The organism is Nocardia sp. NPDC049737 (assembly GCF_040674755.1).
GTDB lineage: Bacteria > Actinomycetota > Actinomycetes > Mycobacteriales > Mycobacteriaceae > Nocardia.
The window spans coordinates 33,971-58,623 of record NZ_JBFANH010000005.1 but is presented as its reverse complement, the minus strand read 5'-3'; the positions used below and the strand labels follow the sequence as shown (position 1 = coordinate 58,623).

Below are 24,653 nucleotides of genomic sequence, written 5' to 3'. Positions count from 1 at the left end.
GTGGACGGTTCGTTGCCGCTGAACCCGGTCGTGGAGCTGCGCAACTCGTTCGAGGACCTGCCCGATCTGGTGCGGCGTCCGATCGAGATGGTGGTGTTCGGGGGAGAGTTGCCACGTGCCGATATTTCCGGAATGCGCCGGATGGCTGCGGAGTTCCGGGCGAAGGCAGCTGCGCTGGACGATCATTCGAAGGATGCGAAAGACCTACTGGCACAAGATGATTCGGTGGGCGTACTTGCCGAACGACTGCGCGAGACATTGGGTTTGCACCAGGCCGGGGCGGCCAGGCTCGGTGACGACGCGCTGGCGCTGGCCGATCAGGTGCAGGCCGCAGCCAACGATGCGGAGAAGACGCTGTGTGTGATGTTCGTCTTCGGGATCGAGCTGGCGTGGCGGATCTTCAGTGTGCTGTCCGGTGCGGCCGCGGCTGGTCCTGCCGGAGAAGTGGCGGCGGTGCCGGTGGTGGAGTCGATGCTGGTCGAGGGCCGCGGCAGTGTCGCGGTGATGCGTGCGGGCCTGGCGCAGGCGTTCAGGGCGGGCGCGATGAAGACGGCCGCCCGGCTGTCGGCGCTGGGGCCGCTCCGGTTGCCTGTCACGTTGGGTAAGGCCGCGGCGCTGCCGGTAGGTGTCGACGCGGGAGTGCAGGCGCTGCAGGTCGGGTCAGGTGATCGAACCCTCGCCGTGATCGGACCGGACGGCGAGAATCCGACGGGCATCGATCTGACATCGATCAAAGTCGCGGCCTTGTCGGGCGCAGGTGGTGCGTTGGGCGGCATGATCGCGGGCCGGGTCGCGCCGAAGGTGTTTCCTCGGATCGAAAGCAGCCGATTGGCGCTCGGGTTGGTGCATGGCACTGCGGGCGCGGTGACAGGTTTGGGTGCGGCGGCATTGGTGACCGGTTGGCCGGACCATTTCGACCACGTGCTGGCGCCGTTGCTCAACGGCGGTTTCGCTGGGGTGGTGCACGCGCACGCCGCTGCTCACCCGGGATCGAGTGCGCCGGCGGTGACCGACGGCGGTGGGGCTTTCACCCGGCCCGACCTGCCCTCGGTCATGCGCAGCACCGCGTCGCCGACACCTGCTCTCCCGCCGGTCGAAGTGTCCGCGGAATCGAAGCAGGCGTGGGCGGTCGCCAAGGCGGCGTGGGCGGCTGCTCCGGATACGGTGGCTGCCGGGGACGCGCGGGGGGAGGTGTCCACGGCCGGTGCGCACGGGAACACCGCGCCGGTCAAGTCCGGCGAATCGCGGTTGCCCGCAGCATCGGGCTCGATGCCACACAATGACGCGACTGGCCGTGCTCCGGTCGGACTCGACTCCGCGGCGCCGGCGGTGCGTTCGGAGACGGGTGCGCCGGTGGCGGGACCGCAGCGGGGCGAAGCGGTTTCCCGTACGAACGCGACAGCGCCGCGACCGGTCGAGGCCGGTGGGGAACCGTCGGCGGCGCCGACGGTTTCGACGAGCACCCCGGCCCGTCAGATCGGCACTGGGGCCGAAACACCCGTCGCCGGTGAACACCGATCATCAGGGAGTCACGAGCACGGCAACAACGGGAAGGTGAGTGCTGCGGGAGCTGAAACCCGCCACGAGACCCCCGTTGATGCCCGCCCGGCCACTGGTACCCGCGACGTGCCCGAAACGGCGGCGGCCGGTGAACACCGGTTGCCGGGGACGGAGGAGCACGCTCCCGCAGGAAAGGAGGAGCACGCTCCCCACGCTCCCGTGGCGGAGCGGAGCGTCTTGGCGGGTGCAACGGGCGACGAGGTGTCCTCCGGCCCAGCTGCGGATTCGGTCGACAGTGCCGGTTCGTCGTCGCCGAGCGCTCGTGATCAGGCGGTCGAGTTGTTGGCCGATTTCCACGCCGGTTCCGGTGACCACGTTCCGGAGCAGCTGCGGCTGTGCAACCTTCCGGACGAAGTGTTGAAGGCCGGATTGTTCGACAACGACGCACAGAAGTCGATGATCGCGACGGCGGAGATCATTCGGCGCGGCACGATCAGCGACGCGGTGCCAGGCGGGATGGTATTGCGGGTCGAGCAGGCGGAGGGGGTGCACGCGCTGGCCAAACGTCCGGTCGAAATGAAGCCGGGCGAGGGCAAGTCACTGATGTTCATGGCGGCGGCGATGCAGCGGGCAGTGCGTCACGGGGAGTGTCTTTTGGTGACGACGACCGACGGGCTCGCCCACCGGGAATTCACCAGGTACCAGCACCTATTGACCGATTTCGGGATCGACGTGTTCCGCGCCGACCAGCAGAACGGTTTCGGGCCGGTCACCGGCGGTCGGCCGGCGGTCGTGGTGGCCACCGGCGAAACGGTCGGGCATCTGTGCAACGCCGGTCATCGGCCGCCGCGCCACGCGTTGATCGATGAGATGGACGGGATCATCGACCGTGGTGAGAGGCTGTTTCTCCGGTCGGAAGGGGTGGAGCAGGCCGCACCAGAGGCGACTTCACGGGAGGTGTTCGCCGCACACGATTTCCTCGCCGACGCGCTGGCGAAGGGGACGTTGTCGCATGAGGATTTCGGTCTCACACGGATCACCGAAGAAGTCGGCCAATATTCCGACGGAACTCCTGAGGTCGAGTTCTGGTACGACGGTCGGGCGGAATTGACGCCGGTGGGAAGGGAGAAGGTCGAGGCGCTACAGGGCGGGAAACCATGGTTTGAAGGGTTGGGGTTGTCGCGGCTCGAGATGGCCGCTGCCGCCGAGTTCACCTGCCGCAAGAGCACCCACTACGTGATGGATGCGGGCAAGATCGTCATCATCGATCAGGGCGAACACGGTCTGCAACGCAACCCGAAGACCTCGAGCGAATCACGGTGGAGTGCCGAGCAGGGCAAGGCGAGCCTGGCTCAGGCCGTCGAGGCCAAGGAGATCCGGGCGGCCGAAGCCATCAGGATGAGCGCCGAGCAGCACCAGATCGTGGTGCGCGCCGACGCCGACTCGGCCCAGAAGATCAACGCCGCCGAAATCTATCGCACGGGTGGTCGACCGGAGGACCGGTTCTTCGATGAGGTCACCGGCGCCTCCGGCACACTCGCGGACCTCAACCCCGTGCTGGAAAAGATCTACGGACTGGAGGAAGCGCACCAGGTCGACCGGTCTCGGGAGCAGCGGTTGATGGAGGGTGCCCCCGAGGTGGTGGCGAACACCCGCGTCAAGCTGAGCGCTATCGCCGAAGGCGCGCACAGAGTGTGGCAGGGGGGCCGGGGCAGGTCCCAGGAAATCTTGTGTCATCGCAACGACCTGGTCGACAGGCAGGTGCAGGCGCTGGTGCACCAGGGTGTGCCGCGAGAGGCGATCGAGGCGGTCGACGCCGACCGGATCGCCGGGTGGGGCGCCGGGTGGGAAGGCCAGTTGCAGAAGATCTTCGATGCCGCCGGTGAGCAGGGCAAGATCCTGGTGATCAACCGGCAGGGACAGCGTGGTGTCGATATCGCGGTGTCGGAGGCGGTGCAGGCCAAGGGCGGCATGTTCGTGTGGATGACCGAAGTCCCCGAGCAGTCCTACATCCATGAGCAGGCCAAGAACCGTACCGCCCGCAATGGGGACCGTGGGTCCGCGCAGGCGCTGATGTCGCCGCAGGATGCGCTGATCCGCAAGGCTATGCATTTGCACGGGGTACGCGCGGCGGCGGTCCGCTACGAACAAGTCGCCGAAGCCCACCGCGCCGACCCCACCCCCGAAAACCACAACAACCTGGTCGAGGCCGGCCACAATCTCCGCTCGCTGGTGCCCGGACTGCAAGAGCGTGCTCTGCGCCACGCCACCGCCGACTTCATCCGCCACCACGCGTATCTCACCGACAACCCGGCCGCCGTTCTCGCCGCCGCCGAGGCGAGCTACTTCCCAGACCGCATGGACCTCGAGCAGCCGGACCAGGCTGCGCGCCTGGCCGGGCTGCTGGGGATTCCGACGTCGACCGTTGCCGACGCCGCTGCTGCGTTCGACCACGACGGCGCAGGCGATCCGCTGGGCCGGTTGCTGGTCCAGGCCGGTCTGCCGCCCGCCGCGGTGGAGGCATTGCGCCAACAGGTCGAGGCAACCGAACCTGCGACGGCTGCCCGGTACCCGCAGCTCACCGATGAGCAGGCCCTGGACCTGCTGATTCCGCAGCGGGACCGGCTGGCCGCCGAACTCGGCTGGGACACCGCGGACATCGACGGCGCCGAAGGCATGCGCATGATCGACCCCGCGCTGACGGAAGCCGGCGCCAACCTGGCGAAAGCGCTGGGTTACCCCGTCTCCGACATCACCCCCGCCGTAGCCCGCGACGTCCTGGGCGACGCAGTCGAGCACCACCGGGCCACCGAGGCCACCCGCCAACCGGTCGCCCCTGCCACCGCCTCCCCGCCAATGCACTCCGAATCGGTGAATCGAGTGGCCGAGCACCCGGCGACACCGGGCGACTCGGAGAACGCCGCCGTCGTCGACGACCCAGCGACCGGGGACCCGGTAGCCGATAACCCCGTGGGGGAGGAGGTTATCGCCGCAGCATCGCACTATCTGGCCACCGCGGCCCTGCTCGACCTGGTCGTGCGGATCCACCGCCGTAGCCCCAACAGCTGCGTCAACAATGCCGTGACCGGTATGCGGGTGTTGACCGCACGCCGCTTCGAGCCGCTGTCCAACGAACTGGCCGGCCACGGCCGTGACGTTGTCGAGGAGGTGTTCGGCGCCCCACTCGAGAATGCCGGCTCACTGGAGACGGTGGCCGAATCGCTGAAAGCCCGGCCGGGAGGCATCGCAGTCCTGGTCTACAAATGGAAGGACACCCAGGATCAAGGCAGCACCGCCGCCGACAACCACATGGTGCTGTTGGTCAACGACAGCAAGCCGGGTGAGCGTCCGAAACTGGTCGTCGTCGACTTGGCGGCCTCCCGAGACGGACGAAACAACACCGACTACGACCCGGAAGACCTCCGGAGCCGCCGCACGCTGCTGAATAAGGCCGTCCCGTTCGACAACTGGCGAGACGAACAGCAAAAGTTCATCGACAGACTGTCCCCGGACCAACGCAGATTCGAGACCATCGACTTCGACGCCGACGGTCACCTTGTCGCCAGTTCGCACCGCAACGCAGCCGCCGTCGCCGAAACCCTACCCCCGTCTCAGGACGTCGAGGTCAGTACAGAACTGGTGCGGGAAATCAACTCGATACAGCCAGGCCGGCCGGTAGATGACTACGGCACACCTGATCTCCCGTCGCGGACCAACGCGCACACGCCCCACAAGTCGGACATTTCCGCGTCGGCCGAACCCGCCCGCATCGGCAGCCGCCCGCACGACACCCCCGACCCGGCCGAGCCCGCACTCGAAACCGGGCAGCAACCAGAGGCGGTCTCGGCCACGCCGGCGGCGCTCGAGATGGCCCTGGCCGTGGTGGCCGGCCTCCGATGCGGCCCGGACATCGCGCGGGACGCACAGCGTTTCGTGATGAGGTGCTACGAGGAATACCGACAGCAACAAAGGGCCGCCCTTCTGAAGCGGTTCCGGGCCGCTCTGGTGAATCGGGACGGGATGGCACCTGAGGAGGCCGAGCAGGCCGCCCGGGAATACGTGGGCAGCGCTGAAGCGCGCCCCGCCATCGACGACGCCGCCGCTCAGGGCGTCGGCGAACTCATCCTCGACATGCATCGCACTGCCGATCGGGTACAGATCAATCTTCCCGGCAGTCTCGCCGACCTGTATCGAGCCGAAGCGAATACGGCGAACGCGCGGAGTCTGCAGCAGGCCTTCGCTTTGATCGGCCGTGACGAATCGAGTCCGGTTATCGCGCAGGACGCGAAGCGATTTGTTATGTCGTGCTACGAGGAATACCGACAGCGACAAGAAGCGACCGCTCGAAATGGGCGCCAGACCACTCTGGTGAACCGGCACGGGATGGCACCTGAGGAGGCCGAGCAGGCCGCCAGGGAACATGTCGGCAGCGCCGACGTGCGCGCACACATCGACAGCGCCGCCGCCGACAACACCCGCCGGCTCGTCCACAACATCCGAGCCGAGCGGACAAAAACAAGCCCGCCCCTCCTCGACATCCTCGCCCACCTTCACCGGGCAGAAGCGACCACAGCCAACGCGCGGACACTCGCGAAAAGCATGAAGGCCGACACAGGCGACACCCGAGACCCGGGCATCGAACACCGGGCACCCGGTGATCAGGTCGGCGGCCGGCCATCGGAGAATCCGGGCGATCGCTCCGATCGGTGGACGCAGGAGCGGGGTCTTCCGGAGGAAGTGGCGTCGGCCGCCGCGGACGACGCGCGATTCGATAGTCGACCGGCGACCGGCCGGACCGGAGGTCCGGCTGGGCCGATCGGTAGCAGGCCGTTCGAGGATTCGCCTGGTGAGCGTGCGTTCGCTGGTCCCGGGTTCGAGGAGTCGGTGCTGGCGGGCCTGGAATCCGGTATCGCGGAACGGTTCGTGGTGGAGGATGCGCCGGGGGTGACGGTCGAGTCGGTGACGTTCGGCACCGGCCTGCGGGTGTTCAGGGAGAGGTATACCGAGCCGATCTTCGCGCTTCTCCAGGAACTGGATACCAAGGTCGCCGCCATCATGGATGCTCCGGTCGCCCACGCGATGCTGAACCTGGACGACTTCACCGTCTATAGGGAACTCACCCCTGGGCAGCCCGGGGACAGCGTCGACATCGTGGCCCCGGACGTTCTGGATTCGGACTCGGCCCGGCGGCTCGGCTTGTTCGGCGCGGTAACCAGGACGAACCGGACAGCGCGACAGTGGAGTGTGAGCCCGGACAACACGGTGGCGGGCGGACGCTCGCAGCCCGACTTCGACTCCTCGTCGGTCGATATGTTCGCGGCGATGTTCGTGCGGCGTATCGACGGCCGTGAAGTGTGGCAGGACCACGCCATGCTGAGAATGGAACTCGCTGTCATTCGCGAGCAGGCGACGTACCTCGAATCATGGATCTCTGAACTCCCGATCCGCGAGGAAGAGCGAGATGCCCTGCACCGCGTCCTCGGTGTGTACGTGGCAGCGCTGGCGCAGATCGAACGGCACGCTGTGCGCATCCCGGTCGAGATACGGCATCGCGCGGGACTGGATGACGAAGCGAAAGACAAAGCGCGGTTCGTCGAGGCGTTCGGCCTGAAGTATCCACATGTCACGATGCTGGGGTTCGATCACCCGGATGTGCGCGCGCATGTCGTCGAGGAACTCCTCGGTGGCCTGGATGAGATGTTCACCAGGTTCCCGAACCGGACCAATATCCGCGAACTGCGCATCGATTACCTCGGCGATAAGTACACCAGCGCCGTAACACACTATTATCGGGACCTCGACTTGGCGGGTCGAGGGCGGATGCACTTCAACCTGGGTCTTGCGGCCAGACCGGACCAGACTGTCGAACTCGGTATCCAGGCGCATGAACTCGGGTGGAATCCAGTCGGCGACAGGCCGTTTCACCACGACGCTGTTCACGAATTCGTGCACGCGATCGATGCCAAGGAGTGGCTCTCGAGGGACCTGCGACAGGTGTTGTCCCAGGCCTGGTCACAGTTGTCGAGATCGGGCCTGATCAACGAGTCCTGGCAGACTTGGCTCACTCGACTGCCGGAGTACGCCTTCCTTGATGAAGCCAAGACGGGCCTCGCCGTGGAAGAGGCGCTGGCCGTCGGGTTCGCCGAGGCGGACATCCACGGCGTTTCGGTCGGCACGCCGCAGTGGGCGATCCATGAGTACGTCAGCGGTGGGCGTCCGCCGCGGATCACACCGGATCTCGAGGTAGATCTTCCGCCGCATGTGGATCGTCCGGATTCGGGTGGGCTGATCGGTAGCAGGCCAGGTGCGGAGCCTGGTCCTCAGTTGGATGTTGCGCGGGGTGAGTGGATCAAGGCGTTGCGGCTCGAGCGGGGTTTGACGCGGAAACAGCTCACGCAAGCGGCGGGCCTGGCGAACAGCGCACTGCCCGCAATCGAGAGCGGGCAGCGGAAGCCGCGGATCGGCTCCTTTCAACGGATCTGCCGAGCACTCGGGCTCGACGACGACGCGTTGAACGCCGCTGTCCGACAGTTCTATTCGGATGTCCCGCTGGATACCGGTGTAGCTGCCCATCAGTCGCCTGGTGACTGGGTGCGCGCTGTCCGTATCAGCAAAGGTATGACCCAGTCGGTCCTTGCACACGCGGTCGGTGTGGACCCTGTGCGCATCGGGGTCTACGAGAACAACCGGGAGCGTCCGCGCCCTGGCCTCTTCTTGCGGATTGCGCGAGTGCTGGGGGTAGAGCAGCAAGCGCTGGCGGAGGCGGCTCGCGAGTTCTATCGGGATATCGAGTTCGGTCTCGACCCCGCCGCGCACAACCCACGGTTGCCCGGAAGTTGGATTGCGGCGCTGCGCTATGACCAGGACATGTCCAGCGCCGAGTTGGCACGGATCGCGGGCATATCGGAAACATCTGCCAGCCGAATCGAGGGCGGACACTCTCCGAATTCGTTCGTCTTCTGGCGGATCTGCCGGGCACTGGGAGTTGCGCCGGAAGTACTCGCTGCCGCCGCGCGCCATTTCTATCGGAATCTCAATTTCGATACCGACCCGGCCGCGCACGATCCGGCGTCGCCCGGTAGTTGGTTCGTGGCGCTGCGGCATGACCGGGACATGTCCCAGAGCGAGGTCGCGAAGGCGATCGGTTCCGGTGCGGGCCATCTCTACCGGATCGAATCCGGAAGGAGCAGGCCGAGGTTCGCGGTATTCGGGCGAATCTGTGATGTGCTGGGGGTCGGTGACGAACTGCTGCGGGCCGCCATGCGTCACTTCTATTCGGATATCAATCTCGATATCGAACCTGCTGCGCATAGCCCTGGGTTGCCCGGAAGCTGGATTGCGGCGCTGCGTAATGACGCAGGTATGTCGGGCGGCGAGCTTGCGCGCCGAGCGCGGATGCCTCGGGACTCCATTTCCCAGATCGAAAACCAACGTTTTCGTCCGCGGTTGAGGAAGTTTCGGCAGCTCTGTGCGGCGTTGGGGGTCGGTGGTGATGTGTTGCTGGAGGCTGTCGAGCGATTCTACGATCGGGGTCGTTTCGGGCCGTCCGCTGATCGATATGAAGTAGACCTGTTCAATCGATATGTCGTGAGCAGGGTGGGTTCGCCGGAGGAGAGGGAAGTCCGGGACGAGATCTGCAAGAGGTTCGCGTGGGTTCGGAATGCGTTGGCGCTTCGTGAGTCTCCGGATACCCGAGACGAGGCGGGGCATGCCGCGTGGCTGGGGATTCTGAGCGCGATCGACAACCACTTCCCCTCCGCGTCGTTCGCCCATCATGCCTGGGCCAGCGGTAGCAGAGCAATTTTGCGATACCGCTCCAACCATCAGTTCCCAGATCTGAACAATCGCACCGTGCGGAAAGTCAACGCGGTGAGAGCACAAATGGCGAGAATGGTTGCTGCTGGTGAAACTCTCGACAACACGGAAATTGCCCGCGCGACACGATTGAAAATGGCCGATGTCATGCTGGCGCGGGAGATTTTGACGCGGACCACCGTACAACTGGATGCTCCGATCGGGGGGACGGACGGATTGCATCAGGAAATGGTCGATCGTGCTGCCTCCGCAGGGGCTTCCGATACCGATTTCGCGATGATGATTCGCGCCGCGCTAGCTGATATGGCTGATCCTGATGCCACGGAGCGGTTGGTGATGCTGCATCTGGTGGAGGGCGTCCCCTTGGCCGAGGTTGCTCAACGAGTGGCGTTACCGGTCGCGACCGCAGGTGAGGTGTTCGCCGATGCTGTTGCGCGGCTGCGCGATGCGTTCGACTCGGGGAGAACGGGCGAGGCGACCGCGAGTGAGCGGGGTCCGGGTGCGTTCACTGCAGGTGCCGAGGTGGCGCAGCAGGATCAACTGCCGGTAGGGACCAGTGATCCCGAGGCTGGTGACGGCGCTCCTGGTGGGCTGATCGGCAGCAGGCCGTTCGAGGATTCGCCTGGTGAGCGTGCGTTCGCTGGTCCGGAGTTCGAGGAGTTGGTGCTGGCGGGGCTTGAATCCGGTATTGCGGAACGGTTCCTGGTCGAGGATGCGCGGGGGGTGCGGGTCGAGGAATTGACGTTCGACAACGGCGTGCGGGTGTTCAAGGAGACGTATGCCGAACCGATGGATGCGCTGGTGCAGGCATTGCAGACCAAGCTCGCCATCATGATGGGTGCTCCGGTTGCCCATGCGATGCTGAACCTGGAAGACGACCGCGTTTATCGGGAAATCACCCCGGGGCGACCTGGGGACAGCGTCGAGGTTGTGGACCCGGAGGTTCTGGGCTCGGACTCGGCCCAGCGGCTGGGCTTGTTCGATGCGGTGACCGGGACGCACCGGACGGCGCGGGAGTGGAGTGTGGCCGACAACGAGGTGATGGGCGGACGTTCCGGATCCGACGTCGACGCCACGCAGACCAGTGTGTTCGCGTCGTTGTTCGTGCGGCGTATCGACGGTCGTCCGGTGTGGTTGGACCACGCCATGCCGACGTGGGAGGTCGCGGCCATTCGGGAGCAGGTGTCGCACCTCGATACGTGGATCTCGAATTTTCCGATGCCCGAGGAACACCGAGCGGCGCTGCTCCATCTCCACGCTGGGTATGTGGCAGCGCTGGCGCAGGTCGAGCGGCACGCCGTGGCTACCTTCGGCGAGCGAGTGCATCGCGCTGGGCTCGATGCGCAAGCGCAGGCCAAGGCGCGGTTGGTCGAGGTGTTCACGCTGAACTATCCGCACGTCACGGTGGTGGGGTTCGATCATCCGGACGTGTCCGCCGATGTCGTCGAGGAGATCCTGGGTGGGCTGGATGAGATGTTCACCAGGTTCCCGGACCGGACCAATATCCGCGAACTGCGGATTGATTACACCGACTGGGAGGCCACCAGCCCCAGAACGCACAACTATGCGGACCCCACGGCGGCGGGCCGGACACTCAGTATGCGGTTCAGCCTGCGCGATGCGGCCAACCCGGCACAGACTGTCAAACGTGGAATCCGGTTTCTCGAGTTCGGCTTGAATCCGGTCGGCGACAGGCCGTTTCATCACAACGCCGTGCACGAGTTCGTTCATGCGATCGATGCCGTGGAGGGGCTGTCGAAGAACCTGCAACGGATGCTGTCCCAGATCTGGGGACAGTTGTCGAATCATGGCCTGATCGAGGAGTCCTGGTGGACCTGGCTCACGCGACTGCCGAGGTACGCCTTCGTCAACGAAGCCAAGACGCTACTCAACGATGCGGAGGCGCTCGCTGTCGGGTTCGTCGAGGCGGACATTCACAGCGTGGCGGTCGGTTCGCCGCAATGGGCGATTCATGAGTACGTGACCACCGGTCGGCTGCCGCGGGTCACGCCGGATCTCGAGGTCGATCTCCTGCCGCATGAGGATCATCCGGATTCGGGCGGCCCGAGTGGGCTGATCGGCAGCAGGCCATATGCGGACGATTCGCACTCGGATGCCGCGCGGGGTGCGTGGATCAAGGCGTTGCGACTCGAGCGGGGGATGACGCAGAAACAGCTCGCGCAAGCCGTGGGCCTGACGAATAGCGCGCTGTCCACTATCGAGAGCGGGAAATCGAAGCCACGGCTCGGCAACTTTCAGCGGATCTGCCGGGCACTCGGGCTCGATGGCGAGGCTGTGACCGACGCTATCCGGAGATTCTATCGGGGCGTCGAGGTGGGAACCGCTGTGGCCGCCCATGATTCGCTGGGTAGCTGGGTGGCGGCTCTTCGTAACAGCAAGGGCATGACCAGGGCGGATCTCGCACGCGCAGTCGATATAGCGCCGACGAGCATCACGGAAATAGAGAATGGCGTGTACCCGCTGCCTGGTCTGTTCTTGCGGATTGCGCGCGTTCTGGAGGTAGGGCAGCAAGCGCTGGCGGAGGCGGCTCGCGAGTTCTATCGGGATATCGAGTTCGGTCTCGATCCCGCCGCGCACAACCCGCGGTTGCCCGGAAGTTGGATTGCGGCGTTGCGCTATGACCGGGACATGTCTCAGGCCGAGCTTGCCCGCACCGCGGGCATACCGGAACAATCTGTCGGTCGAATCGAGCGCGGGCGCACTCCGAAACTCATGGTCTTCCGTCAGATCTGCCGGGCGCTGGAAGTTGCGCCGGAAGTACTCGCCGCCGCCTTTCGCCATTTCTATCGAGGTGTCAATCCCGATATCGATCCTGCCGCGCACGATCCCGCGTTACCCGGTAGCTGGTTCATGGCGCTGCGACACGATCAGGGCATGTCCGGAAGCGAGGTTGCGAAGGCGATCGGGTCCAGCTCGGATCTGTCTCATATCGAATCCGGAAGGAACAGGCCGGAATTCGCGCTGTTCCGGCGGATCTGCGACGTCCTGGGGGTCGGTGACGAACTCCTACGGGCCGCCACCCGCTACTTCTATCCAGACCTCGATATCAATCCCCCTCCGCATACATTGCTGGGTGGTTGGATCAAGGAGCTGCGACTCGAGCGCGGGATGACGCAGAAAGAGCTTGCGCGTCGGGCGCGGATGTCCCAGCCCTACATTTCCGCCGTCGAACTCGGAACGCGTTTTCCGCCGGTGCGGAGATTGCGGCAGCTCTGTGGGGCGTTGGGTGTGGGTGGTGATGTGTTGCTGGAGGCGGTCGAGCAATTCTATGCGGGTCGCTATGAGCGTTCCGGTGACCGGGAGGAAGTAGCTCTTTTCCATCGATATGTGGTCAGCCGGGTGGGTTCATCTGAGGAGAAGACGATCCGGGACGAGATTTGCGCCACGGTTGCGTGGGTTCCGGATGCGTTGGCGCGGCGTGAATCTCCAGATATCCGCGATGAGGCGGTGCAGGCCGCGTGGATGGGAATTCTGAGCGCGATCGAGAGCCACGTCCCCTCGGCGTCGTTCACCGCCCATGCCTGGGGCGGCGGTAGGAGAGCAATTCTCCGATACCATCTCGCGCGCGCGTTCCCGGATCTCGACAATCCCACCCTGAAGAAAGTCAGCACAGTAAGAGCGCAGATCGACCGGATGGTTGCCGCGGGCGAGGTACACGACGATGCGGCGATTGCGCGCGCGGTGAGTTACCCGGTGGCCGATGTCGTATTGGCGCGGGAGATTCTGGCTCGGCCCGCCGCGCAATTGAATGCGCCGGTCCAGGGCAAAGACGGACAGCTGAGTCGAGAAGTAGCCGATCCGGCTGCTACTACAGGGTTTTCCGATACCGATTTCGTGACGACAGTTCGCGCTGCGCTGGCGGATTTGGCTGAACCTGATACCGCTGAGCGGTTGGTGATGCTGCATCTGGTGGAGGGTGAGCCGTTGGCCGACGTGGCCGCGCGGTTGGGGTTGACGGTCGCGTCGGCGGGTGAGGTTCTCGCCGAGTGTGTCGCGCGGCTACGTTCTGTGTTCGATCCGCATGGTTCCGCCGAGGTGACCGCGAGCGGACAGGATCCGATACCGGGGGACCAGATGAAGGCTGAGCCGGATCAGCCGACAATACGCGGCAGCGATGCCGAACCGGATGGCACCGACAGCCGACGGATCGGGGGTGAAGGTGGAGGTCCGAGTGATCTGATCGGTAGCAGGCCATATGAGGACGATTCGCACTCGGATGCTGCGCGGATCAAGGCGTTGCGGCTCGAGCGGGATCCGGCCACGCTCACTCCGACGGGCGAGGTGGTGGCGGCGCAGGATCAGCTGCCGGTACGGAGCACTGATCCCGGGCCGGGCGAGGGCGGGCCGACCCCGGGTGGCCTCAGCGGCAACCGACCGGTGGGGGGTGAGCGCGGTTTCGTCGGCAGCAGGCCGTTCGAGGATTCGCCTGGTGAGCGTGCGTTCGCTGGTCCCGGCTTCGAGGAGTTGGTGCTGGCGGGCCTGGATTCCGGTATCGCGGAACGGTTCGTGGTGGAGGATGCGCCGGGGCTGAAGGTCGAGGAGGTAACGTTCCGCAACGGCTTGCGGGTGTTCGCGGAGAGGTATCCCGATCCGATAAAAGCGGATATCCAGGTGTTGCAGGCCAAGGTCGCCGCAGTCATGGGTGCTCCGGTCGCCCACGCGATGCTGAACCTGGACGACGACCGCGTTTATCGGGAACTCACGCCCCACGGGCGCCCCGGGCACAGCTTCGATGTCCTGCCCCCGGAGATTCTGGACTCGTCCTCGGCCGTGCTACTCGGCCTGTTCGATGCAGTGACCAGGACGAATCGGACCGGGCAAGAGTGGAGTATGGGTCCGGACGACGATGTGATGGGCGGGCGCGCCCGATCCGACGTCGACGCTACGCCGACCGGTGTGTTCGCGGCGAAATTCGTAAAACGGATCGATGGCCGTGACGTGTGGTTGGACAACGCCCTGCCGAGCTGGGCGGTCGAGGACATTCGCGAGCGGGTGACCTACCTCGAATCGTGGATCGAAAGCTATCCGGCTTCCGAGAAACACCGAGATGTGCTGCTCGACATCCACCGCGGGTACTTGGCGGCGCTGGCACAGATCGAACGGCACGCCGTGCCCACCCCGTGGGACATGTTGCATCGTGCGGGGCTCAACGACGAATGGGGCGATGACGATGCGGAGGCCAAGGCGCGGTTGGTCGAGGTGTTCAACCTGAAGTATCCGTATCTCACGATGGTGGGGTTCGACCATCCGCATGTGCGCGCCCATGTCGTCGAGGAGATCCTCGGTGGGCTGGACGAGATGTTCACCAGGTTCCCTGGCCGGACCAATATCCGGGAATTGCGGATCGATTACCTCGGCGATCCGAAAGCCAGTGCCAGAACGTCTTGGCATGTAGATCGCGTAGTGGCGGCGGGTCGAACCCAGCGGATTCATTTCAGCCTGCACCATGCGGCCAGGCCGGAGCCGTTTGTGGAATTGGGCATCCGATCGCGTGAGGACGGGATCAATCCGATCGGCGATAGACCATTCCACCACGATGCCGTCCACGAATTCATCCATGCGATCGATGCCAAGGAGGGGCTCTCGGAGAACCTTAGACAGGTGCTGGGGCGGACCTATTCACAGTTGTCGAGGCTCGGCTTGGTCGACGAGCACTGGTGGACCTGGTTCGCTCGGCTACCGCGGTACGCTTTCGGTAACGAAGCCAAGACCGTATTCGACGACGGCGAGGCGCTTGCTGTCGGGTTCGCCGAGGCCGACATTCATGGTGCGCCGGTCGGTTCACCGCAGTGGGCGATTCACGAGTACGTGACCACCGGGCGTCCGCCGCAGGTCACGCCGGACCTCGAGGTCGATCTTCCACCGTATGTCGATCGTCCGGTCTCGGACCGTGCGCGTGGTCTGATCGGCAGCAGGCCACATGAGGACGATTCGCGGCCGGACCTCGAGCGTGGATCCGCGCATGCGATGGCGAGCGAACAGAGCCCGGCACCGCGGACACCATGGACCACGCGAGCCGAGCCGGATCAACCACCCGCGCGAAGCGGCGATACGGAGCCGGGCGAAGGCAGCCCGAAACCGGGCGGCCGCGTCGGCAACCGACCGGCGGCGGACGAGGGCGGTCCGCGCGGGCTGATCGGTAGCAGGCCGTTCGAGGATTCGCCTGGGGAGCGCGCGTTCGCTGGTCCCGGTTTCGAGGAGTTGGTGCTGGCCGGACTGAATTCCGGTATGGCCGAACGCTTTGTGGTAGAGGGGGCGCCAGGGATTCGGGTCGAGGAGGTGATGTTCGACAATGGCCTGCGGGTGTTCATGGAAACCTATGCCGATCCGATAGACGCTCTTGTGCAGGTGTTGCAGACCGAGGTCGCCGCCATCATGGGTGCTCCGGTCGCCCACGCGATGCTGAACCTGGAAGATGACCGCATTTATCGGGAGCTCACCCCGGGGCGGCCGGGGGACAGTGTCGAGGGTGTGGACCCGGAGGTTCTCGGCTCGTCCTCGGCCACAATGCTCGGCCTATTCGATGCGGTGACCAGGACTCACCGCACGGCGCGCGAGTGGAGTGTGGCCGACAACCAGGTGATGGGCGGACGTGCCCGATCCGACGTCGACGCGACGCCCGCCGGTGTGTTCGCGTCATCGTTCGTGCGGCGGGTCGACGGCCGTGAGGTGTGGCTGGACCACGCTATGCCGACGTGGGATGTCGCGGCCATTCGAGAGGCGGTGTCCTACCTCGAAGAGTGGATCTCGAATTTTCCGATGCCCAAGCAACATCGAGAGGTGCTATTCGATATCCATGGTAGGTATATGGCGGCGTTGGCGCAGGTTGAGCGACATGCCGGGCTTACCTGGGGCGAGATAACGCATCGCGCGGGGCTCGATAAAGCGGCGCGGGCCAAGGCGCGGTTGGTCGAGGCATTCCCCCTCATGTATCCGCATGTGGCTATGGCCGGATTCGATCATCCGGATGTGCCCGCTCATGTTGTCGAGGAGATTCTCGGTGGGTTGGATGAGATGCTCACCAGGTTCCCGGGCCGAACCAACATTCGCGAACTGCGCATCGACTACACCGACTCCGAGGGCACCAGCGCCAGAACGTCCTACGATGCGGACCCCGCGACGGCGGGTCGGAGCATGCAGTTCAGCCTGCGCGATGCGGCCAGGCCGACAGAGGCTGTCGAACGCGGGATCCGGTTGCTCGAGTTCGGCTTGAATCCGGTCGGCGACAGGCCATTTCATCACGACGCCGTGCACGAGTTCGTGCACGCGATCGACGCCATGGAGGGGCTGTCGAAAAATCTGCAACAAGTGCTCTCGCAGACCCATTCACAGCTGTCGAGTCTCGGCCTGATCGACGAGCACTGGTGGACCTGGTTCGCTCGACTGCCGGAGTACGCCTTCGGTAACGAAGCCAAGACCGTATTCAACGACCTGGAAGCGCTCGCTGTCGGGTTCGCGGAGGCGGACATTCATGGCGCGGCGGTCGGGTCGCCGCAGTGGGCGATCCACGAGTACGTGACCACGGGGCGTCCGCCGCGGGTCACGCCGGATCTCGAGGTCGATCTGCCCGCACCTGTAGAGCCGGATCCGGATGGTTCGAGTGGACTGATCGGCAGCAGGCCACACGAACACGACGAGACCCCACGGCAACCCACACCTGGACGGACGACGCCCTGGTCGCGGAAGGGAATCGACGAACCACACCCAGCCCACCAACACCGCGCATATCCGTCGCCCATCCCCGAGCGGCCCGCCGACAATCCGCCGAGCACGTTCCAGCTCACCCTGCGCGAGACCAACGTTCTCGCTCGGGTGCAACAGGGTATGAGACACGAGGAGGTAGCGGCGGCACTGGATATTTCCGTGCTCGATGTGCAGGCGAACCTGGCCAGTCTCCGCCGCAAGATCAGAAATGAGCAGGCACGGCAGGTTGCGGCACGCCAACTTGGCGACCTGCCGTCCACGACATCGGAGTTCGACCGTTTCCGAGCGGCCATGTACGCCGCCTTGATGAGTGCCGACCAGCCGGATCCGCGACAACTGCTGGCCGAGGCAAGCCCAGAGCAGATGGAATCCGCTGTCCAAGGGCTCAGTTCGACTCATCGAGGGGCGCTACACCAGCTGCGAGTGGGAGCGGGTACACCAATGATCCGCAGTATGGCGCTCATCGCGGCTCAGCGATGGGTGAGCACCGTGGCGGCCGCACACCACCGGTCCATGGCGCTGTGGGCCACAGCGCTGGCCGAGGCCAGTCCCGCTGACTTGCACACAGCGCTCGACCAACTCACCGCCGCCGAACGCCAACTCCTGGTCAACCGGTTCGCACCGACGACGTCGCCTGCCACCTTCGAACCCGACGGTTCCGTGCGCGCCTTGCGTGCGGTCGACATCGTCCGGCACGTCGCGGGGTGGATCGCGACCCGTGCGGGAACTCCGGCCGTAGACGAAAACGGTATCGACGAGAGCGGATTCCAGCGCGGACCCCATCTCGCGGAATACGAAACGTACACGGCGGACGAATGTCTGGACGCGGTCTTGAATTGGATGGACCGGCAGGACCCACCGGAGTCGGGCAAACGGTCCAGGCGGGTCCGTCGAGGTTCCTCGTCGGCGACTGCGGATCGATCCGACGGCCGATTGCACCAGGACGGGCTGTCTGCTGACGAGCCAGGTGTAGGCGGCCCCATCGTCCCCGGCGGCACCCATCCAGCGACCGCCTCGTCCGAGGAACCAGGGCATCCGGAGGACTCCGTGCCCGACGATGCGAGCGGCTACTGGCGCTCGTTGCCTGCGGATCACGGTTTCGAGGACGAACAGCGGCAGCTGGCCGACGAGGCGCTACGTGCCGGCGGCTTCGACAACGCGGATAGGTTGCTGCGTTGGGGGTATCGCCTGCCAGCGTGGTCCGCACGACGCCGCGCGACCGAGAACGGCGAGTGGTGGAACTCGCTGGGCGACCCCGCCGAACCAGGTGCGTTGAGCGCTGCGCAACAGGCACTCATCCAGGTCTACCCACACCCGATCGGCAACGCCGACGGCCTTCCCGCCACGATCCGCGACCACGCCAACCGGCTGTCGATCAGCCGCGATCTCGGCGAGTTCCTAGCCCGCAAGCCAGCGGACCAGAGGCTGCTCAACTGGACGCGGACCGGCCTCACCGACCCTGAGAGGAAGCAGCTCGGCAACCTGGTCCGCACCCGAAATCACTTGCGAGAGTTGGACCGACAGGCCACGAAGGTACCGGGCAGTCCGCCGGTGCATGTCCTGTCCTACGACTCGACCGCCTTCCACGGCAAAGGGAAGGCCGTTGTCGCGCTCGGCAATGTGGACACCGCGCACACGGTGAACTGGCATGTGCCCGGGACGAATACGACGTCTTCCTCGTTGGCCTACCAGTTCAAGCCGCTGCGTAACCTGTATGAGGAAACGCTGCGGGTAGATCCGTCGCTCGAGCTGGCGTCGATCATCTGGATCGGATACGACGCGCCGGCCGGGCCGGTGAAGACCGGTTATGCGAAGGCCGCCTTCCGGCGCCGCGCACGCGTGGGCGGGGACCGGTTGCTGTGTGACATCGCGGCATTCCATGCCACCAGAACTCTGGCCGGGACCGCCGCTGCTGATCGGCTTGCCATCCGGCTGTACGGGCACAGCTACGGTTCGGTCACGATGTTCTATGCGGGCAGGTACGGCAGGTTCGCCGGCTTGGTCCGCTCGGCAATCGCCGCGGGCTCGCCAGGAGCGGCCTCGGTTCGCCATGCCGCAGAGCTGGGCATCGGCGCCGACAATGTCTATGTCGCCGCATCGTGGCGCGATCTGGTGACCATGTTCGGAGCGGACGAGCCCGGCGCGTGGAGCCGCCTCAACCCGTGGCTCGGCCTCGGCATCGACCCCGCCACTGAGGCATTCGGCGGCAAACGTATTCCCGCCGAGTTCCCCGACTCGCCGAACTTCGCCGGCGTCGAGGCCACGCATCAGGGCTATCTGCACCGCGATCCGGCGACCGGGCTGCCCACCGATGCGCTGGCCAACGTCGCGCAAATCACCGCAGGACGCGGCGACACCGTCGCTTCGGTGGATCGCCGTCGAGCTGGCGGCAGGGTGGTCGCGCGACCCATCGACTCCGAGCGCGGGCGATACGCCGACGGCAACGGCGATCGAGATATCGACTGAGGTGGCCGTAGGGGGAGAACCCGGAACGGCCGGTCAGGGTGCTGGTGTGGTCCGGGACCGATGGTCACCGCTTGGCCGGGGATATGGCGGCACTGTGCGGCGATGTGGTTACGGGCGCCCGGCTCCGTCCGGGACGGCAGTTGGTCGTGCGCGGGAGGGCGGCGCAAACTCGCCAGACATCGCGCCGCTCTAGAGGCCGGTGCGGACCCCACGATGGTCGCCGAGTGGAGCAGCGACATACACCGCGAACGGACCGTCCTGGCCGCTCAACTTACCGCCGCGACGAATCACGCCGTCCCCGCTCAACGAATGAGCCGCGACGAAATCCGTCAACTGGTCGATGCACTCGGTGGAATCCTGGCGATCCTGCGGGCTGCCGACCCCGGCGACAAGCTGGAGGTATACCGCGAACTAGGGCTGAAACTCACCTACAACCACTACGACCACGCGGTTACGGCCGAGACGAACCCACGGCCAGGTGTTGGCGTACTGTCTGTGTCCGGAGAGGGTATCGACCAGTACGCCAACCTCCTGCAACACCGAAAACTGCTAGTCATCGGCAAATAGCGGGGGCGTGACGGTTCTGGTCCGGTTGTCGCAGGCTCGTGTTTCTGGCGGGGCGTGTCGAGTATGGTACGGAGTCTCGACTCCATTCTGTTCCCGCTCGTCGTTCTGATCGCCTATCGCTCCTTCGGGCCGCATCTTGAATGTCCGAATCGCGTTCTGTACGAGTGTGTTGGGGTACCGGATGCGTGCACGCTGCCCACCGCTGAGCAACCGATCCGGGTCGCGGAGTTCGACAGGTTCTTCGCCGAGTCGGTGAGCCGCCGGCCGGACCGGACGCGGCTGGATCTGCTGGTGGCCGTCGACGCCGAACCGGCCGGTGGTGATCTGGCCGTCCGGGAAACGGGCTGCTGTTCATTCTTCACCTTCGCCTTCGACACCACCGATCCGGGGCCAGTGATGTGTGTCGAGGTCCCCGGCACCTACGTGGCCGACATCGTGGCGCGGCTATTCGTCATTCCCGGTAGAGATCTGAACGCGGTGCGCGCAACCGCCCGGCGGGACATCGCGGCTTACCTGAACGTGCCGGTATACGCGGATTTCACCGCTAGCTGGGCCGGGGCGAACAATTGGAGCCGATGTGGCGGGCATGGCGGGCCGGTGATCGCGCGGGCCGCAATACCCGACGAGCTCATAGACGAACTATTCCTTTACGGTACTTCTACTCAAATCGCTACTCGCATAAGGGATTACGTCGAAGCTATCGTTACCATACGGGTCCTCGCGATCATGCCGGCCGCCAGAGAAATGCCTCCCTCATCCATTGCAGAAATAGGACGTGCGTACATCGGCGATAGCTGATTGGCCGCCAGCAGATCCGATTACTGGCAGCGATAGTCACGCCTCGGCCCTACCGCCGATGCTGCAGGGATACGCTATTAACGAAGAGTTAACGCGCGTTGCCCAGTGCAAGGGACGTGCCGGCGGATGGTACACAGCCGATGGCCGAGGATGATCCTTTTCGGACAGTCCGTGACGGCTTCGAGCTGGTCACGGAGGAGTTGAGCGCGGCCGGGTTCGCCGACGCAGAGGAGATCGGGCGGGGTGGTTTCGGTGTGGTATTTCGGTGCACGCAGGCGGAGCTGGACCGAACGGTGGCGGTGAAGATCCTGACCGCCGAGCTGGATACCCAGAATCGGGCGCGGTTTTTCCGGGAGCAGCAAGCGATGGGCCGGCTGACCGGGCATCCGAATATCGTCACCATGCTGCACGCGGGTACCACCGAGCAGGGGCGCCCGTTTCTGGTTATGCCATACCACCCGTTGGGTTCTCTGGATACGCAAATCCGAGAGCACGGTCCGTTGTGGCTCGAGGCCGTGTTGTGGATCGGGGTGAAGATCGCCGGGGCGCTCGAGAGCGCGCATCGGTTGGGCATTGTGCATCGCGATGTGAAGCCGGGAAATGTTCTGCTGACCGACTATGGCGAGCCGGCGTTGACCGATTTCGGTATCGCGCGGATCTCCGGGGGGTTTCAGACAGAATCGGGGATCTTGACCGGGTCGCCGGCATTCACCGCCCCCGAGGTGCTCGAGGGCGAGGCTCCCACTTCCGCCACGGATGTCTATGGGTTGGGCGCCACCATGTTTTGCGCATTGACCGGCCATGCGGCCTTCGAGCGGCGCAGCGGGGAGAACGTGGTGACCCAGTTCCTGCGGGTCTCCACGCAGCCGGTGCCGGACCTGCGTGAGAGCGGCATTGCCGAGGACGTGTCCGCGGTGGTGGCGACGGCGATGAGCCGGGATCCGAAGCAAAGGCCGTCGGTGGCGGCGCTCGGGGAGGCCATCCGGCAGGCACAGCGCCGCCACGGCTTCGCGGTCGAGGAGATGGCGCTGCAGGCCGAACCGAGCCTGCAGCATCGAGGTCGGAAGTCGCCGCCGCAGGGATGGTGCCCGCCTGCGGTACCGCCGTTGGATCACCGCGGCGCTGGTATTTTGCCGCTCGAGTTGACCAGTTTCGTCGACCGCCGCACCGAGGTGGCGGAGGTGAAGAATTTACTGGCCTCGTTGCGGCTGGTGACGTTGACCGGGATCGGCGGGGTCGGCAAGACACGGCTGGCGCTGCGGGCGGCTTCTACGGTGCGCCGGGAGTTCGCCGACGGGGTGTGGCTGGTCGGGTTGGCCGACGTGTCCGACCCTGCGCTGCTGGTCGTGGTGGTGGCAGGTGCCTTGGGTTTGCGCGATGAGTCGGCGCGGCCGCTGCGGGAGGTGGTGGTCGAGTTTTTGTCCGGCCGGGAGTCGCTGCTGGTGCTGGACAATTGCGAGCAAGTGGCGGCGGCGGTGGCCGAGCTGGTCGAGACGTGGCTACGGTCCTGTCCGAATTTGCAGATTCTGGCAACGAGCCGCGAACCGCTGGACATTGCCGGGGAGGTGGTGTTGCGGGTGTCGCCGCTACCGGTGCCGGACCCGGATGGGGAGGTGTCGGGGCAGGGAGTTGCCCGCTATGAAGCGGTGACTCTGTTCTCCGACCGCGCGACCGCGGTGGTGCCGGGGTTCGAGCTCACGGAGGACAACAAGGCCACCGTGGCTCGGATTTGCGCCCGGCTGGACGGTCTGCCGTTGGCGATCGAGCTCGCGGCGGCCCGGGTGCGCACGATGTCGCCCGAGCAGATCCTGCAGCGCCTCGACGACCGGTACACGCTGCTCACCCGCGCCAGCCGTACCGCGCCGACGCGGCAGCAGACCCTGCGCTGGTGTGTGGACTGGAGCTATGCCTTGTGCACCCCGTCCGAGCAGCGGCTGTGGTCTCGGTTGTCGGTGTTCGCCGGCGGTTTCGAACTCGACGCCGCCGAAGATGTCTGTGGTGCCGATCTGGCGGCGGACAGTCCCCTGGATGTGTTGTCCTCGCTGGTGGACAAGTCGATCCTGATCCGGGTCGAGGACAAGGGGGTGGTGCGGTTTCGGATGCTGGAGACGTTGCGGGACTATGGTCGGCAGAAGCTGCAGGAGGTCGGCGAATACGCTGATATGTGTGGTCGGCATCGTGACTGGTACCAACGGTTGGCGCTGGACGCGGAGTCGGGCTGGATCAGTGACCGGCAGCCCTACTGGCTGGCCAGGCTCGAGCGTGAGCAACCGAATCTGCGCGAATCGCTCGAATACTGCCTGGCCGAGGACAGTGAGCAGGCGGCCGAAGCCGGGTTGCGGATCACCAGCGCGCTCTTTATGTTCTGGAGTTTCCGCGGCAAATACGGCGAGGCTCGATCCTGGATCGAGCGGGTGCTCACCCATCCCGCCCGACAGTCCATACCCGACCGTGTCAAAGCGCTGTACGTCGGCTGTGCCCTGGCTGCGATGCACGGCGACTTGGAGGCGGGCGCCACCTTGCTCGAGCAGGGGCGGGTGCTCGCCGAACAGGCTCCAACCCCGATGACCCAGGCGCTGATCACCTATGGCGCCGGCGTCCTGGAGTTCTATCGCGGTGAGCTTGCCGCGGCTTCCACCTCGTTCGAACGAGCCGCCGAGATCTTCCGCTCCGATCGGAGTGGATACCTCTACGTTGCTGTTCTGACCGGGCTCGGTTGGGTTCATGAAATGGCCGGCGACGCAAAACGGTCGGTGGAGTATCACCGGCAAGTGCTCTCGATTACCGAGGCGTGCGGCGAATCGCTGTTCCGGGCCTCCGCGCTACGCGACATAGGTATTGCCGCCTGGCTGGAAGGTGACTGGTCCAGGGCGATCGAGCTGGTCGAAAATTCCTTGCGAATCAACCGCCGGATGGGCAGCCCCGTCAATGCGGCGTTGAGTCTCGACCCGCTGGCCTGGATAGCTGTCGACAGCGGTGACACTGAGCGTGCGGCAGTGCTGCTCGGGGCTGTGCAGGAACTGTGGCGGTCCGTGGGGAACCCTGCGAGCATTGTCCCGATGCCGCAGTATCACGACGAATGTGTGCGACTAGCGCGCTCCGCCCTCGGGTCACGTGGATACGATTCGGCCATTCGGCGCGGCCAAGCGATGGGCATGGACGAAGCCGTGTCTTATGCCCTCGGTGAGCAGTTCATCGACACGTCGCATACGTCGGGTCCGTGGGTACCTCTGACCCGGCGCGAGCGGCAGGTCGCAGATCTCATCGCCGAAGGGCTCACCAACAAGCAGATCGCCGCCAAACTGGTAATCTCGCAACGCACCGCGCAGGGCCATGTGGAACACATCCTCACCAAACTCGGATTCACCTCCCGCACCCAGATCGCAGCCTGGATCGCAGAGGGCACCGAGCGACGGATTCCACGACCGTCCTGATCATTCGAGGAGTTGGCCGCGATCCTCACCCCAGGAACCAGCGTGTAATTGTCGCGAGTCAATGTCAGGCTGGGGGAATCCCGCTGCAACCCCGGTCGCGGTGTGGTGCCCGAACTCGGAACTGTTGGGGCCGAGCTCGAGGTATCCGAGCGCAATGAGCGAATCGAATCCGTCGCCCAACATGCCGGTATACCCCGTCGCGACCGGACCGATCTGTTGGCCCGGCGTCGTGACTTTCCGGCCTTCGGTCACGTAGTCGTCGGGCATCGGTCTACTACTCCGTTGGATATGCACCGAGATCGCCGGGCCCAGTGGATGAATTCTTGTGTCGGACAGGAGGTTTGCGGA

Annotated in this window: 5 protein-coding genes; 4 read left to right on the top strand and 1 reads right to left on the bottom strand. The window is 65.3% G+C overall.

What is annotated here, in order from left to right; translation table 11 throughout:
* From AB0J47_RS08785 to AB0J47_RS08770, 4 genes are all read left to right on the top strand, one after another.
* Nucleotides 1–19,506 (top strand): helix-turn-helix domain-containing protein, encoded by a 19,506-nt coding sequence (locus AB0J47_RS08785; RefSeq protein WP_364342181.1) that lies wholly within the window; start codon nucleotides 1–3, stop codon nucleotides 19,504–19,506.
* A 102-nt stretch (nucleotides 19,507–19,608) separates the two neighbouring features.
* Entirely contained in the window at nucleotides 19,609–20,073 is a 465-nt protein-coding gene (locus tag AB0J47_RS08780) for a hypothetical protein (RefSeq protein ID WP_364342178.1), read from the top strand.
* A gap of 291 nt (nucleotides 20,074–20,364) precedes the next feature.
* Nucleotides 20,365–20,871, top strand: coding sequence for a hypothetical protein (locus tag AB0J47_RS08775; protein WP_364342175.1), 507 nt, complete (start codon nucleotides 20,365–20,367; stop codon nucleotides 20,869–20,871).
* A 140-nt stretch (nucleotides 20,872–21,011) separates the two neighbouring features.
* Complete coding sequence (locus AB0J47_RS08770; protein ID WP_364342172.1) at nucleotides 21,012–24,305, top strand: protein kinase; 3,294 nt, start codon at nucleotides 21,012–21,014, stop codon at nucleotides 24,303–24,305.
* On the opposite strand, the gene AB0J47_RS08765 is transcribed toward AB0J47_RS08770, so the two are convergent.
* Nucleotides 24,306–24,572 carry a hypothetical protein gene (locus AB0J47_RS08765; protein WP_364342169.1) on the bottom strand — a complete coding sequence of 89 codons (267 nt, stop codon included), beginning with the start codon at nucleotides 24,570–24,572 and terminating at the stop codon, nucleotides 24,306–24,308. It abuts the gene before it with no gap.
* Between the last annotated feature and the right edge of the window lie 81 nt (nucleotides 24,573–24,653).

Coding starts and splice junctions, on each gene's coding strand:
- AB0J47_RS08780 (WP_364342178.1), top strand. CDS start 19,609: ATGTGGTTACGGGCGCCCGGCTCCGTCCGGGACGGCAGTTGGTCGTGC.
- AB0J47_RS08765 (WP_364342169.1), bottom strand. CDS start 24,572: ATGCCCGACGACTACGTGACCGAAGGCCGGAAAGTCACGACGCCGGGC.
- AB0J47_RS08770 (WP_364342172.1), top strand. CDS start 21,012: ATGGCCGAGGATGATCCTTTTCGGACAGTCCGTGACGGCTTCGAGCTG.